Origin of the sequence: Serratia sp. FDAARGOS_506 (assembly GCF_003812745.1) — a bacterium.
Lineage (GTDB): Bacteria > Pseudomonadota > Gammaproteobacteria > Enterobacterales > Enterobacteriaceae > Serratia.
In genome coordinates this window covers 1,231,972-1,246,861 of the sequence record NZ_CP033831.1, presented here as the reverse complement: position 1 = coordinate 1,246,861, position 14,890 = coordinate 1,231,972, and the positions used below count along the sequence as shown (strand labels likewise).

The 14,890-nt window shown below is 58.4% G+C and carries 13 protein-coding genes; 6 read left to right on the top strand and 7 right to left on the bottom strand.

Annotated elements, in window-relative coordinates:
* Positions 1 to 28 precede the first annotated feature (28 nt).
* The 4 genes from iolD to iolE are packed head-to-tail and all read left to right on the top strand — an operon-like array spanning position 29 to position 4,899.
* On the top strand, positions 29 to 1,969 hold the full coding sequence (gene iolD / locus EGY12_RS06220) for a 3D-(3,5/4)-trihydroxycyclohexane-1,2-dione acylhydrolase (decyclizing) (RefSeq protein WP_123892894.1): 1,941 nt from the start codon (positions 29 to 31) through the stop codon (positions 1,967 to 1,969).
* Between the two features lie 35 nt (positions 1,970 to 2,004).
* Positions 2,005 to 3,027 carry a Gfo/Idh/MocA family protein gene (locus EGY12_RS06215; RefSeq protein WP_025304575.1) on the top strand — a complete coding sequence of 341 codons (1,023 nt, stop codon included), beginning with the start codon at positions 2,005 to 2,007 and terminating at the stop codon, positions 3,025 to 3,027.
* 31 nt (positions 3,028 to 3,058) lie between these two features.
* Positions 3,059 to 3,943: a sugar phosphate isomerase/epimerase family protein gene (locus EGY12_RS06210; RefSeq protein WP_004930845.1), complete on the top strand. Its 885-nt coding sequence runs from the start codon at positions 3,059 to 3,061 to the stop codon at positions 3,941 to 3,943.
* 59 nt (positions 3,944 to 4,002) lie between these two features.
* Entirely contained in the window at positions 4,003 to 4,899 is an 897-nt protein-coding gene (gene iolE, locus EGY12_RS06205) for a myo-inosose-2 dehydratase (protein ID WP_123892893.1), read from the top strand.
* 843 nt (positions 4,900 to 5,742) lie between these two features.
* Here iolE and EGY12_RS06200 read toward each other — a convergent pair.
* Both EGY12_RS06200 and EGY12_RS06195 read right to left on the bottom strand, forming a co-directional pair.
* Positions 5,743 to 6,924: a P1 family peptidase gene (locus EGY12_RS06200; RefSeq protein ID WP_123892892.1), complete on the bottom strand. Its 1,182-nt coding sequence runs from the start codon at positions 6,922 to 6,924 to the stop codon at positions 5,743 to 5,745.
* Positions 6,917 to 7,432: a GNAT family N-acetyltransferase gene (locus EGY12_RS06195; protein WP_123892891.1), complete on the bottom strand. Its 516-nt coding sequence runs from the start codon at positions 7,430 to 7,432 to the stop codon at positions 6,917 to 6,919. Before EGY12_RS06195 ends, EGY12_RS06200 begins: the two co-directional genes overlap by 8 nt.
* Before the next feature lie 388 nt (positions 7,433 to 7,820).
* Between EGY12_RS06195 and EGY12_RS06190 the strand changes: the two genes are divergently transcribed.
* Both EGY12_RS06190 and EGY12_RS06185 read left to right on the top strand, forming a co-directional pair.
* Positions 7,821 to 8,516: a pirin family protein gene (locus EGY12_RS06190; RefSeq protein WP_123892890.1), complete on the top strand. Its 696-nt coding sequence runs from the start codon at positions 7,821 to 7,823 to the stop codon at positions 8,514 to 8,516.
* Positions 8,517 to 9,203: 687 nt separating this feature from the next.
* Positions 9,204 to 10,091 (top strand): hypothetical protein, encoded by an 888-nt coding sequence (locus EGY12_RS06185; RefSeq protein WP_123892889.1) that lies wholly within the window; start codon positions 9,204 to 9,206, stop codon positions 10,089 to 10,091.
* Between the two features lie 76 nt (positions 10,092 to 10,167).
* On the opposite strand, the gene EGY12_RS06180 is transcribed toward EGY12_RS06185, so the two are convergent.
* From EGY12_RS06180 to EGY12_RS06160, 5 genes are read right to left on the bottom strand one after another with little or no spacing between them, the layout of a single operon-like run.
* Complete coding sequence (locus EGY12_RS06180; protein WP_253722939.1) at positions 10,168 to 11,025, bottom strand: phosphatase PAP2 family protein; 858 nt, start codon at positions 11,023 to 11,025, stop codon at positions 10,168 to 10,170.
* Positions 11,026 to 11,072: 47 nt separating this feature from the next.
* Positions 11,073 to 12,383 carry a YhfT family protein gene (locus EGY12_RS06175; RefSeq protein ID WP_123892887.1) on the bottom strand — a complete coding sequence of 437 codons (1,311 nt, stop codon included), beginning with the start codon at positions 12,381 to 12,383 and terminating at the stop codon, positions 11,073 to 11,075.
* Between the two features lie 10 nt (positions 12,384 to 12,393).
* Positions 12,394 to 12,747, bottom strand: a complete 354-nt coding sequence (locus EGY12_RS06170; protein ID WP_123892886.1) for a DUF2620 domain-containing protein — start codon at positions 12,745 to 12,747, stop codon at positions 12,394 to 12,396.
* A gap of 13 nt (positions 12,748 to 12,760) precedes the next feature.
* Positions 12,761 to 13,654, bottom strand: coding sequence for a phosphotriesterase-related protein (locus tag EGY12_RS06165; protein WP_123892885.1), 894 nt, complete (start codon positions 13,652 to 13,654; stop codon positions 12,761 to 12,763).
* Positions 13,638 to 14,876 (bottom strand): phosphopentomutase, encoded by a 1,239-nt coding sequence (locus EGY12_RS06160; RefSeq protein WP_123892884.1) that lies wholly within the window; start codon positions 14,874 to 14,876, stop codon positions 13,638 to 13,640. The genes EGY12_RS06165 and EGY12_RS06160 overlap by 17 nt, the downstream gene beginning before the upstream one ends.
* Positions 14,877 to 14,890: the final 14 nt, after the last annotated feature.

Below are 14,890 nucleotides of genomic sequence, written 5' to 3'. Positions count from 1 at the left end.
GGCGGCCCTCAATCTAAAGGGTGAGTAAATGGGCAAGATCAGGCTAACCATGGCGCAGGCGCTCGTCAGATTTCTCGATAACCAGTATCTGCTGGCCGACGGGGTGGAAACCAAATTCGTCGCGGGCATTTTCGCGATTTTCGGCCACGGCAACGTGTTGGGGTTGGGGCAAGCGCTGGAACAGGATAGCGGCGAGCTGCGGGTGCATCAGGGCCGCAACGAGCAGGGCATGGCCCACGCGGCGATCGGTTTCGCCAAACAGAAGCTGCGCCGGCAGATCTACGCCTGCACCTCATCGGTCGGCCCCGGCGCCGCCAACATGATCACCGCGGCGGCCACCGCCACCGCCAACCGCATTCCTTTATTGCTGCTGCCGGGCGACGTTTACGCTTCCCGCCAGCCGGATCCGGTGCTGCAGCAAATCGAGCAGTCTTACGATCTCAGCATCAGCACCAACGACGCGTTCCGCGCGGTGAGCAAATACTGGGACCGCATCGTGCGGCCGGAACAGCTGATGAGCGCCTGCATCAACGCGATGCGCGTACTGACCGATCCGGCGGATACCGGCGCAGTGACGCTGTGCCTGCCGCAGGACGTGCAGGGGGAAGCCTACGATTATCCCGACTATTTCTTCCAAAAACGCGTGCATCGGCTCGATCGCCGCCCGGCAACCGAGGGCATGTTGGCGGACGCGTTGGCGCTGTTGATCGCCAAGCGCAAACCGCTGCTGGTGTGCGGCGGCGGCGTGAAGTACTCGCAGGCCGGGCGGGCGCTGCGCGAATTTGCCGAGCGCTTCGGCATTCCATTCGCCGAAACCCAGGCCGGCAAAGGCACAGTGCCGAGCGACCATGAATTCAACCTTGGTGGCATTGGCGAAACCGGCTGCCTGGCGGCCAACACGTTGGCCCGGCAGGCCGATCTGGTGATCGGCGTCGGCACCCGTTACACCGATTTCACCACCTCGTCCAAATGGCTGTTCCAAAATCCGGACGTCAATTTCCTCAACATCAACGTAAGCGCCTTCGATGCCGGCAAGCTCGACGGCGTGCAGGTGCTGGCGGACGCCCGCGAGGCCCTGAGCGAACTGGCCGCGCGGTTGGCGCAGGCCGAGTACCGAGCCGGCTGGGGCGACGCCATCGCTGCGGCGCGCGGCGCGCAGCGTGAAGAGACCGAGCGTGTTTACGCGGTGGAATACAGCGGCGCAGGCTTTGTGCCGGAGATCGACGATCACCTCGATCGCGAGCGGGTGTTCGCCGAATTTATCGCCCAGACCGATTCCGCGATGACGCAAAGCCGGGTACTGGGGGTGCTGAACCGCGAGCTGCCGGCGGACAGCGTGATCGTCGCCGCCGCCGGCAGCCTGCCCGGCGATCTGCAGCGGGTGTGGCACAACCGCGGCGAGCACGGCTACCACGTGGAATACGGCTACTCCTGCATGGGGTACGAGGTGAACGCCGCACTGGGGGTCAAGCTGGCCGAGCCGCAGCGCGAGGTGTACGCAATGGTAGGCGACGGCGCTTTCATGATGCTGCATTCCGAACTGGTCACCTCGATTCAGGAAGGTTGCAAGATCAACGTGGTGCTGTTCGACAACATGACCAACGGCTGCATCAACAACCTGCAGATGGAACACGGCATGGACAGCTACACCACCGAATTCCGCTTCCGCAATCCAGAGGGCGGCAAACTCGACGGCAAGCTGGTGCCGGTCGATTTCGCCATGCTGGCGGCGGCTTACGGCTGTAAAACCTACCGCGTCACCACCGAGCAGCAGCTGCTCGACGCGCTGGCCGACGCCCGCAGGCAAACCGTGTCCACGCTGTTGGACATCAAGGTGCTGCCGAAGACCATGGTGCACAAGTATCTCAGCTGGTGGCGCGTGGGCGGCGCTCAGGTGGCCGACAGCGAGAAAATCGTCGCAGTGGCGCGCAAGCTGCAGGAAAACATCGATAAGGCGCGCGATTACTGATTCGTTTTCATACATAAATCTCGAGGGTAGCGAAAATGACATTGAACATTGGGGTTATCGGCACCGGTGCCATCGGCCGCGATCATATCCGTCGCTGCAGCAAAGTTTTGCAGGGCGCCCGCGTGGTGGCGGTAAACGACATCAATCGCGACAATGCCGCCAAGGTGGTGAGCGATCTGCAGCTGGATGCGCGGGTGTATGACAACGGTCACGATCTGATCAAGGCCGCCGACGTGCAGGCGGTGCTGGTCACTTCCTGGGGGCCGAGCCACGAAGAGTTCGTGCTGGCGGCCATCGCCGCCGGCAAACCGGTGTTCTGCGAGAAGCCGCTGGCGGTGACCGCGCAGGGCTGCAAAAACATCGTCGACGCCGAAGCGAAGCACGGCAAACGACTGGTGCAGGTCGGTTTCATGCGCCCCTATGACCAGGGCTATCGCGCGCTGAAACAGGTGCTGACCAGCGGCCAGATCGGCGAGCCGCTGATGCTGCATTGCGCGCACCGCAACCCGACGGTCGGCGAGGCCTACACCACCGATATGGCGATCACCGACACTCTGATCCACGAAATCGACGTGCTGCGCTGGTTGCTCGACGACGACTACGTGTCGGTACAGGTGGTGTTCCCGCGCAAGAGTCCAAAGGCGTTCCCGCACCTGAAAGATCCGCAGATTGTGCTGTTTGAAACCGCCAAGGGTACGCGCATCGACGTCGAAATCTTCGTCAACTGCCAGTACGGCTACGACATTCAGTGCGAAGTGGTGGGGGAAACCGGCATCGCCAAACTGCCGGAGCCGTCCTCGGTGCAGATGCGCAGCGGCGCTCGCCTCTCGACCGAAATCCTGACCGACTGGAAGGATCGCTTTATCGACGCCTATGACGTCGAGCTGCAGGGGTTCATCAACGACGTAGCCGCAGGCCAGCTGACCGGTCCTTCCGCCTGGGACGGCTATGCCGCCGCCGTGACTGCCGACGCCTGCGTGGCGGCCCAGCTCAGCGGCGAGATCGTACCGGTGACCCTGCCGGCGCGCCCGGCTTTTTACAACAAGCCATCGGCTTGAACCCCGAACCCACGATTGCAGAGGAGTGACCATGAAGATCGCTTTTGATGTCGACGTTATCCGGGATTTGGGCGTGACCAAAATGGTTCAGCAGGTGGCGGACTGGGGCTATAAGTACATCGAGCAGTCGCCGCACCCGCAGATCAACCCGTTTTACAAGCATCCGAAGGCCAGCCGCGAAATCATGGCGGAGTATAAAAACGCCCTGAAAGCGACCGGCGTGGAGATCTCCTCATTTATCGTAGTGTATCGCTGGTCCGGACCGGGGGAAGATCGCCGCCAGGCGGCGGTTAAAAACTGGCGGCGGATGATCGAAATCGCGGTGGAGATGGGCGTGCAGGTGATTAACACCGAGTTGGCGGGTAACCCCAACGAGCCGGAGATCTGCGAGGAGCTGTGGTATCGCTCGATGGAGGAGCTGCTGCCGATCGTCGAGCGTGAGGGCATTCGTATGGAGATCCAGTCGCACCCGTGGGACTTCTGCGAGCTGAGCAACGAAACCGCCGATCTGGTGAAATCGCTGCGCAGCGACCACGTCAAATACCTCTACAGCGTGCCGCACACCTTCTACTACGACAAGGGGCAGGGCGACGTGGCCGGCATGCTGCAGTACGCCGGGGACGATCTTTCCCACGTGCTGATCGCTGACACCATGAATCACACCAAGCATTGCCGCTATATCGTCAACCCGCCGGGCGTTGACGCCGCGGTGCACCAGCACGTCGGTATCGGCGAAGGCGAGGTGAATTTCGACGCCCTGTTCCAGACGCTGCGCGACATGGAATTTGCCAACCGCAGTTTCAAGGTCGGTGGCGAATCGATCATCTGCACCTCGCTGTTCGGCTACCCGGAAAAGATGCCGAGCCAGGCGGTGGCGACCAGAGAGCGCATCGAAAGAGAGCTGTTGGGCAAATAATCTTATTCGGCTCGCCGGCTGCGTTTGCACCGGCGGCCCTCCAAGGACCGAGGCAGACCATGAATAAAGACAACGTGAAATTGGCCATTGCGCCGATCGGCTGGACCAACGACGACATGCCCGATCTGGGCAAGGAAAACACCTTCCAGCAGTGCGTCAGCGAAATGGCGCTGGCCGGCTTCGCCGGTAGCGAAGTGGGCAGCAAATACCCGCGCGATCCGGCGGTGCTGAAACCGATGTTGGATATTCGCGGCATCCAGATCTGCAACGCCTGGTTCAGCACCTTTTTCGCCGACGGTCAGAAAGACAAAACCATCGATGAATTTATCAACCACATGAATTTCCTGCATGCCATGGGCGCCAGGGTGATCGGCTGTTCCGAACAGAGCAAGAGCATTCAGGGCACCACCAAAGGCGTGTTCGAAGAGAAGCCGTACTTCAGCGATGAAGAGTGGCAGCGGGTGGCCGACGGTTACAACGAGTTGGCGAAGATCGCCGCCGGCAAAGGCATGCAGGTCTGTCTGCACCATCACATGGGCACCGGCATTCAGACTACGGCCGAAATCGATCGCTACATGAGCATGGTCAACGACGACGTCTACCTGCTGTTCGATACCGGCCACGCCTACTATTCGGAAGGCAGCCAGCAGGCGATGATGGCGATCCTGGAGAAGTACCTGCCGCGCATCAACCACGTCCATCTGAAGGACGTGCGCGATGAGGTGGTGGCGGAAGTGAAGGCCAACAAGCTGAGCTTCCTCGACGGCGTGAAGAAGGGCACCTTCACCGTGCCGGGTGATGGCGTGATCGACTTCAGGCCGGTGTTCAAACTGTTGGACGAGCGCGGTTACAAAGGGTGGATGGTGGTGGAGGCCGAGCAGGATCCGGCGTTGGCCAACCCGTTCGAGTATGCGGTGAAAGCGCGCCGTTATATTCGTGAAACCGCCGGCATTTAAGCTGCGGGGGTTAACAAAGATTAAGGGGCGCCAGCGCCTAATGCTGGTCACTTAAGCCTGACTGGCATTTTTTTATCCAGTCTCTGTACGTGGCGTGCAGGATGAATTGCCGTAAATGCCCAGAATTTCTCTGTTACTACAATGAATGGCAATTGGAGGGGCCGAAGGCGCGGCCCCTCCACCCGCGCCTTCGCTTAACACCGTCTGTCCGCTGTGCGGATACCCTCGCCGCGTCTGCATTGTCGGGCGGGTCGGCTACGACAAACGTCCCTGTTAGTCTCGCCTCAACCGGCCTTCCCTGGCCGGTTGCCCCTGACAATGCCGTCTTGCTCGGCAGCCGGTGATGCGCGCCAAAGGTCAACACCCGAGCTGGTGGCTACCGGGCAACCCGTCCTTTATGAGGTTATGGCAGAGAAGAGAAGTTGGAGATGAGCACAAGTGTAAGGCGCCCTTGAAGACGCCGAACGCAGGCATAGCGCATTAGGAGAAACCGCCATGGACGGCGGTTTCAGGTGAGACAGGCAGGGACGCCTGTCGCAACCGGCCTCAATGCGCTATGGCGGAGAGAGGACAAATCTGCCTGGAGCAGATTTGAACGCTGCTTGCAGCGGCCCCGAAGGGGCGAGGCCCAGGGATGGGCTGAGTAAAGTTGGCAAAGCCAATCGTCTGATAGGGCAAAGGCGCGGGTTGCCAGGGGCCGCGCCTTCGGCCCCTGGCTCGGTCGAGGTGCAGGAGCCACATGGGACATCTCGCTTTTATCGACCGAAAACTGCACAAATACGTTCAGAAAAACGCTAACTGACCAGCATTAGGCGCCAGCGCCCCTTTTTTGATGGCGGCGTGTTAGCCGCCGAGCGTTTGCCAGGTTGCGACCTGGCTACCCGGCCACGGCGTGGCGGCATGCACTCCGCGGGCGATCGCCCGGGCCAGGGTATCCGCCGCCAGCGCGCCGATTTGCAGCACTGCCAGTTCGCGGCTGCCCTGCACCTCCCGCTGCCCGGTGGACAGAGCGAACACTACGTCGCCGTCAAACGGGCTGTGCAGCGGGCGGATAGCGCGCGCCATGCCGTCTTGCGCCATAATGGCCACCCGTTTCAACTCCACTCGCGTCAGCGCCAGGTCGGTGGCGACGCAGGCCAGGGTAGTGTTCTTTCTGCCGCCCTGCGGCTCTTGTTCCATCCAATCTTCGCCCTGCGCGCGCAGTTGCGTCAGCGCCGCCGCGCCGCCGTTGCCGAACTCACCGTCAATTTCATAGGGGGCTGCCCAGAAGGCGCGGGTGCCGGGCGCTACCACCGCACCCAAACTGTTGACTGCCACCAGTGCGCCGACGGTAGCACCGTTGGCGGCAATGATAGACGCCGAGCCGAGGCCGCCTTTCAGCTTACCCATGCCGGTCATGGCGCCATAGCCGGCGCCGACGGTGCCCAGCGGAAAGTCCATCCCGGCCTTGCCGGCCGCATCGATGCCCAACTGGCGATACGGCGGTGTGAGCTGCCAGTTTTTGTCGCCGCCGTTGGCCAGATCGTACAGGCAGGCGGTGGGCACTATAGGGGAGACCGGCACACCGGGTGCCGGGCGCAGCGCGTAGCCTTTACCTTGTTGCCCCAGCCAGGCCGCGACGCCGTCCGCCGCCGCCAGACCGTAAACCGAGCCGCCGCTGAACGTCAGCGCATCGATGGTCTGTACCAAATTGTCTTCACCCAGCGCGTCGGTTTCCCGGGTGGCGGGACCGCCGCCGCGCACGTCCACGGCGGCGATCGCCGGGCTGTCCGGCAGGATAACCGTCACGCCGGTACGCACCCGGCTGTCCTGCGCCACGCCGACCTTAAGGCCCGGCACATCGGTAATCAGGTTGCGGGCGCCTGGGCGCCCGGCGGCGAAAGTTGGCATAGCGGCACCTACTGGGGTGAGAGGAGAGAATATGCCGGCGGCGGCGGTCAGGCCGGCCAGCGCTTGTAAAAAGGTTCGGCGGTTGATGTTCAGGGGCCGGCGCAGCGGCCCCTGCGGGTGGGGAAGATTACGCATCGCCGTGCGGCTGCCCGGAGCGCAAACGCGCCATATGGTAGGCGTCGACCAGTACCCCGTCGCGCATGGCATAGGCGCGGCTGGTGCCCTCTATCTCGAAACCGAATTTGCGGTACAGCGCAATGGCCGCCGGGTTGTCGGTGAACACCGTCAGCTCGATGCGCTCGATAGCCGCCCAGTTGTCGCACAGATCAATCATCGCCTGCATCAGGCGGCTGCCGACGCCTTTGCCGTGGTAGCGCGGGTCGACGCCGATGCCGAAGGTGGCCACGTGGCGGCGGCGCACGCGCTGATTCAGCATTACGGTCAACTGGCCGGCAAGCTGCCCGTCGATGAAGGCCGCCAGGCTATGCGTACCCGGTTCGGGATTGGCGAGGCGTTTCTGCCAGGATTCGACGGACGGTAGAGGAAGCTGCAGCGTATCGCGATAGACGGGCGTCTGAGAATAAAGATGATGCAGAGCTTGTGCATCCGTAGTTTCCACGTGGCGTATCACGATCTCGCTCATCTCGCTGCTCCTGTTGCTTACCGGTTGAATAACCTCTGAATTTATCCGTTTACTGCCTTGAGTCAATATTATTTGAACGGGTCAAAAAAAACGCTTTACAGGTGCGAATGATAATGATTATTATTGCGATGCGTTCCGGGGAGGGCATCAACCCTTGATACTCTCGCTGCGAAGGCACGACATTGCTCACATTGCTTCCAGTGTTTACTTAGCCAGCTCGGGTGCTGGCTTTTTTTTGCCCTTTTTCAACCGCTTCCGCCTTCAACAAATCCGTTGCCCATCCGCCGTTTCATTCCATCGAAATTTTTGAACAGAGGCATGAGTTTTTTACGCTTTCTTATTCTGCCCGCAGGACTAGACTGTAAAAAAACATTGAGGAGAGTTGAATATGATTTATGTACGTAAAGCGGAAGACCGCGGCCACGCCAATCATGGCTGGCTGGATAGCTGGCACACCTTCTCTTTTGCCGACTACTACGATCCGAACTTTATGGGATTCTCGGCGCTGCGGGTGATCAACGAAGACGTGATCGACGCGGGACAGGGCTTCGGCACCCACCCGCATAAAGACATGGAAATCCTGACCTATGTGCTGAGCGGTACGGTGGAACACCAGGACAGCATGGGTAACAAGGAGCAGATCCAGGCCGGCGAATTCCAGATCATGAGTGCGGGCACCGGGGTACGTCACTCCGAGTACAACGCCAATCAGGATCGTCCGCTGCACCTGTACCAGATTTGGATCATTCCTGATCAGGTCGGGCTGGAGCCGCGCTACGAGCAGCGCATGTTCGACGCGCCGCAGGGCCGCCAGTTGGTGCTGTCGCCGGATGCGCGCGATGGCTCGCTGAAGGTGTTCCAGGACATGACGCTGTCGCGTTGGGCGCTGAATAAAGGCGAGCAGGGTGAGTGCCCGATCGCCGCCGGCCGTCGCATTTGGATCCAGGTGGTGCGCGGCAAGGTCTCCGTCAACGGCCAGGCCGCCGGCATCAGCGACGCATTCGCGGTGTGGGATGAATCGACGTTGACGATTCAGGCCGACGAAGAGAGCGAAATCCTGCTGTTCGATCTGCCGCCGGTGTGATTAAGCGGTAAATATCAAGGGTTCACGGCCGCTGATTCGGTGAGTGGCATAATATGACCAATCAGGTGCTTCAGACTTAGTCTGGAGCACTGGTTGGTTTTCGCATTATGGCCCGGCTATTCCCTTCTGCTTTTTTGCGTTCCCATCTCGCCAGGTTTAAAAAAGTTTGTCTCCTGTTGACCAAGAAATTTAATCCCCATTTCTCTGTATGATTTTTATACATGCTGCATAAGTGTGAACATGATTAAATTTATCGTGTTTTACATCATAGATGATAATATTTACAGCCTGACTGTTTATTAATCAATTAAATGAAGATTTTTGAATTATTATAGGGGTTAATTATTTCTTCATAACGTGTTAATTGCAAACGTAATATAATTGCCAATGTTTGCATAACGTTAATTTCAGGTTGAGTACATGTGAACTGGTAGGGTAATAATATTTACTGATTGAAATATGTAAAGATAATGCTCCGAAAACTGATTTTATGGTGATTATTATTTGTTGATTAGACGATGGTCGTTAATTAGGTTGCGTGCTAAATATATTATTAATTCATTCGTCAGTTTATTTTCGTTTTTCAACTATGCCGTCTTGGTGATGTACGCTCTAAGGCGTATGGGCTTTCTATGTCCTGAATGACTTTTGCAGAAAACAGTTTCATACCTGGAGATAGAGGAAAAAATGATGAAATTTAAAAATGAACGTAACGGTACTTATGATGATTTCTTAAATGCGATACTCACTTTCGAAAGCACTATCGACCCGCAAAAAGCGCAATACTATGCGGAAAATTATAATAACCCAACCGCGACATCTTATCAGGATGTAGAGTATCCCGGCCGGGTTATTCGGGCTCAGGATGGAACGACAACCAAAAGCAATGTCTCGATAAGAGAATATTTCGAGCGTTTGGGTATTGGCAAATATTATACTCAGGGTTCAACGGATCCGCAGATGTTCAAGCAAATGCAATACGCGACGATGAACTATCTCGGTTTTATCGGTTATCAGCTCAGCGAACAGGATTTTTGGGATCTGGGTTATTACACGCACTATGATGAAAACCATCTTCCTAAATATTATTCAGATGTGCCAGTGTCAAATTGGGCTAACGGCGTGCGGGATAAGGTCATGAATCTGCCTGGCAAGGGCGAAGTGCATGTCACGGATGTAAATACCTGGCAAGGGACCTTTACCGGCAAACACGGCATTAATAGTTTTGACGATGTTCTCGATCCGGATAAACAGGACTATGTCGCTAAAGATCATTTTGTCGATAAGTACGAGGGCATGGTGCGTTTGCTGGCGGAGAGAGGCAAAACCCTGAATGATTATTTGGGCACCACTATTCGTTGGTCTGAATGCCATCCCGTGTTGACGCCGCCGTCTGGCGTGCCGGATGCGGTGGAAATCACTATGTCGGGTTTACTCGGCGGCGCCCATTTGCGTGGCGCGGAGGGCATTACCGCCTTGTTAGTCGATCATGAAAACCGGGCGGATGAAAACGGCACGGCGATTTTGCAGTATGTCTATGAGTTCGCAGGATATGACACACCGTTTAACCCCTAAGGCTCTTCAGTAGTCGCCGCGCATGGCATGATTCCCCCGCGCTTACGCACGGCGGGGGAATCGACGCGGGCCAGGGTTACCGCTCTTGCGTTTGCTGCTGCAGTAGCAGCCGATCTATCTCTCGTTTTGCTTCCCGAAATTGCTGCTGATATTCCGCGCTGGCTTGCAATCGGGCAAAGGCACCGGCCGCCAATACGCGGCCGGCTTCGACATCGCTGGCCCAGTGGACGCCGCAAATCAGCCGGCTGCGGCCAAACTCATAACCTTTGTGCATGAGTTCCGTCGCGCGTTGCGGCTCCATCGCCGTCAGCGTCATCGCCCATACGAAACCGGTTACGGCATGCCCGGAGGGATAGGAGCCGCCATCGTTGCTGAGCGCGTTGTGTTCTTTAGGGGTACAGCTGTCCACCCGTAGCGCGGAGTAGGGGCGAATGCGGGCGTAGGCCTTTTTCGCGCCGTTGGAAGCATAGCCGGCGTCCGTGAGCAGCCGGCTCAGCAAAAGATGGGTATGCGGCGTGTGCTTGCGCGAAATCTCCGTGCCCAACGCGTCGGAGAAAGCCCGACCGATGGCATCGAAGGACAGATTGGCATCCTCCACCGCCACCCGGCCCCGAGGCGTATCGCGCAGTTTGCGAAGCTGGTAAAAGATTTCCACGTCGGCTTTCCAGGCCGCGCTGTCTTCAACCGGTGGGGGTGGCAGGATCGCCGCGCCGTCCGGATAGTCCGCAGGCGTAAGATAACCGTTGATCCAGCCTTTGATATAGGGAGAAAAGCCTACGTTCGGATAGCCGATATCCGCATAGTCCACCCGCCAACGTTCGCGGGTATCGCTGTTGGGCGCGATGGACTCGGCATGCGCCAGCGCGTTTTGCAGGCAAATCAGGGCGAGCCCGGTAACGGCTCTTCTTATGTGCAGAACGAATGTAGCCATCATTATTCCCTTCCTGACATAATGTTGTTTCAGTCATGGTGCCGGTTTGATCACTGCGGAACAAACAGGCCGATCCAGCCGAAAATATTGAGCAGAATACCGGTGATAATTACCGCCACCACCGGCGCGGCGATTTTCAGTATCGGACGGCCGAGCGCTTCGTTGAGGAAGTAGAGCGCCGCCGCCATGCTGAACCCCGTGTACCCGGCCATTTTGATGGCCGCGAAAATCGAGCCGATCAACAAGGCGAACTCCATTAACATGTTCATCGCGTTGCGGATATTGTCGGATGCATTGCGCACCGAAGGATATCGGCCCAGCCATTTGCCGATATAGCGCAGCAGCAGGATTTCCAGCGTGATAACGACCGCTCCCGCCGGCGCGGCCAGCCAGGGCGAGGGCGAAAGGTAACCGACGACAAAGACGAACGTGAAGCCGGCCACTGCATATACCCCGGTCGCCAGCGCGGTAGTGGCGATCAGCGGAATGAATCCAAGCCCGCGCATGAATTCGGCAAGCGCCGCCTGGTGCAGGAGGGCTTCTGACTCTTCGGGCGAGATGCCGGGCGCGTAGGCTTTCGCCAGCGTATAAATCGAGACCTCGGAGCCGCCGAAGATTTTCATGCTGGCGACGGCGGAAATCAGCGCGCCGGTTACGGCAATAAGCGGCAGGTTGTTGATGATGCGCTGCGTGCGCTCCTCGAACATCGACGGGATCGAAGCCTCTTCACCCGTTGGGGAGGTCCGCCGATCTTTCAGATCGCGGAAAATCGCGATGCCCAACAACAAAACCATACCGACGAAGATTTCGATCGACTCCGGGAACAAATGCGGGAAATAACGCACGACGATCAGGCGCGACAGCAACACCAGCAGGGCTGCAATCACGCTTTGTTTCCAGCCGAACTGGTAGAAAATGGCGACCAGGGGAAAGAGAGCGAAGGCCGACACAACCGGATTGCTCAGTTCCCCCAGCGCACCAATGATGTCTACCGGCAGCGAGGTCAGGAGTTGGTTGATGGGCTGCAGGCTGGTGAAGACCAAAATGCCCCAGATTGCACCGAGAATGAATGCCAGCCACACGTTGACGGCCAGTACGCCGATGATGTCGGTAGGCAGAAACAGCAGCCAGCTGTTCAGCAAGCCGGTGGACAACGTAAATGAAATGCCGACGGAGGCCACGAACCCTATACTGAGGCCAAAAGCGATGCTGCCGGCTTCCCTACGGTTCATATTCCCTTCCACCAGTTGCGGAAGGATAGGGCGAATGCCGTCATGAAAAACCGCCGCCGAACGGTGAGATAAAAGTGCCGTCATGCCCGTCAACAGGGATACCAAGATGACGGAGAGGATATGGTCCATCTTCGCCTCCTTATGACAGTTGCCGAACCAGCAGCGGGATCGCATGCTCGACATGTTCGACGGAAAGGCCAAAAGCGACTTTTCCTTCCGCCACCCACTTCGTGATTTGCTCTTCTTTTGCGCGAATGCCCGGTTTGGCGATCGTGCAGCATTTATTGAAGCCGATGATAGCAATCGCGATCGACAACGCCGCGCCGGCGCCGGTATTGCAGGCGCCGATGAAATAGTCCAGCTCGCCGTTTTTGACTCGAGCGGCGGCCTCCATGTCGTTTAAGATGCTGACTTCAAAAGCACCTGGGGCAGCGGTCTCGATGGTCTGTTTGATCTGCTCCCGCTGTAAACCTGCAATTCCGATTTTTTTCATGGCTATCACCTTATTATTTGAAGAACCGATTTGGATTGTGTTGCAGCATTGAAGTCACGGCTTGCTGACCGATCCCCGCCTCCAGCAACAGCGGAACGAAGCTGTCCAGCAGGTAGCTGAACCCGGGCCCGCCGTTGCCGCGCAGATGCGAACGGCGCGTGATATCCATCGACAGCATCACCCGATCGAGCAGGCCGCGTTGCGATAGCGCGGTCAGCATCGCCACGCGTTTTTCATCCGGGTAGTAGCTGTTTTTGCCGATGGTATCGAACTGTACCCACGCTCCCTGATCGATCAGGTGCAGGATGGTTTCCAGGTTGTCTTTCAGGTCGCAGTGGCCAATCACCACCCGATCGGCCGGCACGCCGTAAGATTGCAGCAGAGCGAGCTGCTCTGGCCCCATGGTGCTGAAGCTGGTATGCGTGGAGATTGGCCGGCCCGTGGCGTGGTAAGCCAGGGCGGCGGCGTGGAACATTTTTGATTCGTCGGGCGTAATGCGGCCCTCGCTGCTGCCGATTTCGGCAATCACGCCGGCGCGCAGGCCGCTGCCGTCGATGCCGCATTCAATTTCGGCAATCATTTCGGCGGCCAGCGTTTGCGCATCTCGGGTGGCGACGTGTTCGGGATAGAAATCCTGCTGGTAATAGCCGGTGGACAGCAGCACGTTGATGCCCGTATCGCGCATCAGGCGCGCGATAAAGTGGACATCCCTCCCCATATGGCGATTTGTGACTTCGACGATGTTGCGGACTCCCCGCGCCATTAACGCCTTCATTTCATCGTGCAGCAGAGCATAGTCGTCGAGGCGGCAGTCTTCGTTATGCTTAAACGGCGAAAGATCGATGTGCAGATGTTCATGCGCATAGGTGTAGCCGCTGGCGTTGAGCCATTCAATCCGATCGGTCATGTGAGTTCCCCTGCAGTAATGAGAAAAAAGAGACGCCGTTCTGCGGTGCGGGAGCGTCGAAGGCTTCGCAAACGGAGGCGCCCACGTCGGACAGGGTGGCTCTCACACCCAGCCGGATACCGGTGACGCCCGGGCGCCAGACCAGCAGAGGCACGCACTCGCGTGTGTGCTGCGAATGCCCGATAGTCGGATCGTTGCCATGGTCGGCCATGACCACCAACACGTCGTCCTCATCCAGCAGCGACAGGAGATGTACCAGATATTCGTCCACCAGTTGCAGGCGCTCCGCATACCGCGCCACATCCTGCGCATGCCCGGCCAAGTCGGTTTCCTGTATGTTGGTGCAGATGAAGCGGCGGCCCGGCCGTTGAGTTTCGCTGAGGGTAAGCGCCATGATGTGCGCGGAGTCGACAATCCCGCCGAAGTTGTCACCGCCGGGATTGGCGACGATATCCGCCACTTTCCCTATCAGGGATGTGGGGACGTCTTGACGTTTTAGACAGGCGGGAACCTGTACGGCGTCATCGACGCCGTATCCCAAATGAACCACCCGGAAGCCTTGTCGGTAGACGCCCGAGAGCGGGGCATCGATGCCGGCGTACATGTCTTGCCGGCTTTGCGCCGCTGCGGCGATGGCTTCGTTGTTGGTGCTTTCTCCGCCGAAGACGATGACGCGGCTCACGCGCGCGCATTGCCGAACGATCGCGCCGATTTTTCTGACCGTGTCGTAATCAATCAGGTTCAGGTTGGCGGTCACGTTGTAGACCAAGCCAGGGTCGGTTTCAAGGTTATCGCCGACGGCCACGGCGTCGTTGACCCAAAGGTATGCGGTATTCGCCGTCACCGGTAGCCGCTGCACCCGGTAGCCCGCTTTCCGCAGGGCGTCAGCTGTTTCATCCATGATTTCGCCAAACGGCATTCTGAGGGGCTGCTTAGGTTGAGTTCCCATGATTTCCTGGTGCCCCATGAAAGAGTCGGCACCTTCATGCTGCAGCACCGCTTTGCCGACGTTTGCCTGCGGATTGGGCTCCATCACGTTGGCCCGGTATCCCAGCGCGTTGATCAAGCCCAATTTTTCCATTGCGGGCAGACGGAGATCGGGGCATTGCTGCAGAATATGGCCGCAGGTGTTGGCACCTGCGTCGTTCGGCCTGACTTGCGGCACATCTTCCATGGCGCCGACGCCAAAGCTGTCGATCACCAGGACTACAAATTTGTTCATGCTGTATTCCCCCC

What these genes read in the sequence shown, in the direction of transcription:
- EGY12_RS06195 (WP_123892891.1), bottom strand. Translation starts at nt 7,432, where the DNA reads ATGAGCGAGATCGTGATACGCCACGTGGAAACTACGGATGCACAAGCT.
- EGY12_RS06170 (WP_123892886.1), bottom strand. Translation starts at nt 12,747, where the DNA reads ATGAAAAAAATCGGAATTGCAGGTTTACAGCGGGAGCAGATCAAACAG.
- EGY12_RS06165 (WP_123892885.1), bottom strand. Translation starts at nt 13,654, where the DNA reads ATGACCGATCGGATTGAATGGCTCAACGCCAGCGGCTACACCTATGCG.
- EGY12_RS06175 (WP_123892887.1), bottom strand. Translation starts at nt 12,383, where the DNA reads ATGGACCATATCCTCTCCGTCATCTTGGTATCCCTGTTGACGGGCATG.
- EGY12_RS06160 (WP_123892884.1), bottom strand. Translation starts at nt 14,876, where the DNA reads ATGAACAAATTTGTAGTCCTGGTGATCGACAGCTTTGGCGTCGGCGCC.
- EGY12_RS06210 (WP_004930845.1), top strand. Translation starts at nt 3,059, where the DNA reads ATGAAGATCGCTTTTGATGTCGACGTTATCCGGGATTTGGGCGTGACC.
- EGY12_RS06200 (WP_123892892.1), bottom strand. Translation starts at nt 6,924, where the DNA reads ATGCGTAATCTTCCCCACCCGCAGGGGCCGCTGCGCCGGCCCCTGAAC.
- iolE (WP_123892893.1), top strand. Translation starts at nt 4,003, where the DNA reads ATGAATAAAGACAACGTGAAATTGGCCATTGCGCCGATCGGCTGGACC.
- EGY12_RS06185 (WP_123892889.1), top strand. Translation starts at nt 9,204, where the DNA reads ATGATGAAATTTAAAAATGAACGTAACGGTACTTATGATGATTTCTTA.
- EGY12_RS06180 (WP_253722939.1), bottom strand. Translation starts at nt 11,025, where the DNA reads ATGATGGCTACATTCGTTCTGCACATAAGAAGAGCCGTTACCGGGCTC.
- EGY12_RS06190 (WP_123892890.1), top strand. Translation starts at nt 7,821, where the DNA reads ATGATTTATGTACGTAAAGCGGAAGACCGCGGCCACGCCAATCATGGC.
- iolD (WP_123892894.1), top strand. Translation starts at nt 29, where the DNA reads ATGGGCAAGATCAGGCTAACCATGGCGCAGGCGCTCGTCAGATTTCTC.
- EGY12_RS06215 (WP_025304575.1), top strand. Translation starts at nt 2,005, where the DNA reads ATGACATTGAACATTGGGGTTATCGGCACCGGTGCCATCGGCCGCGAT.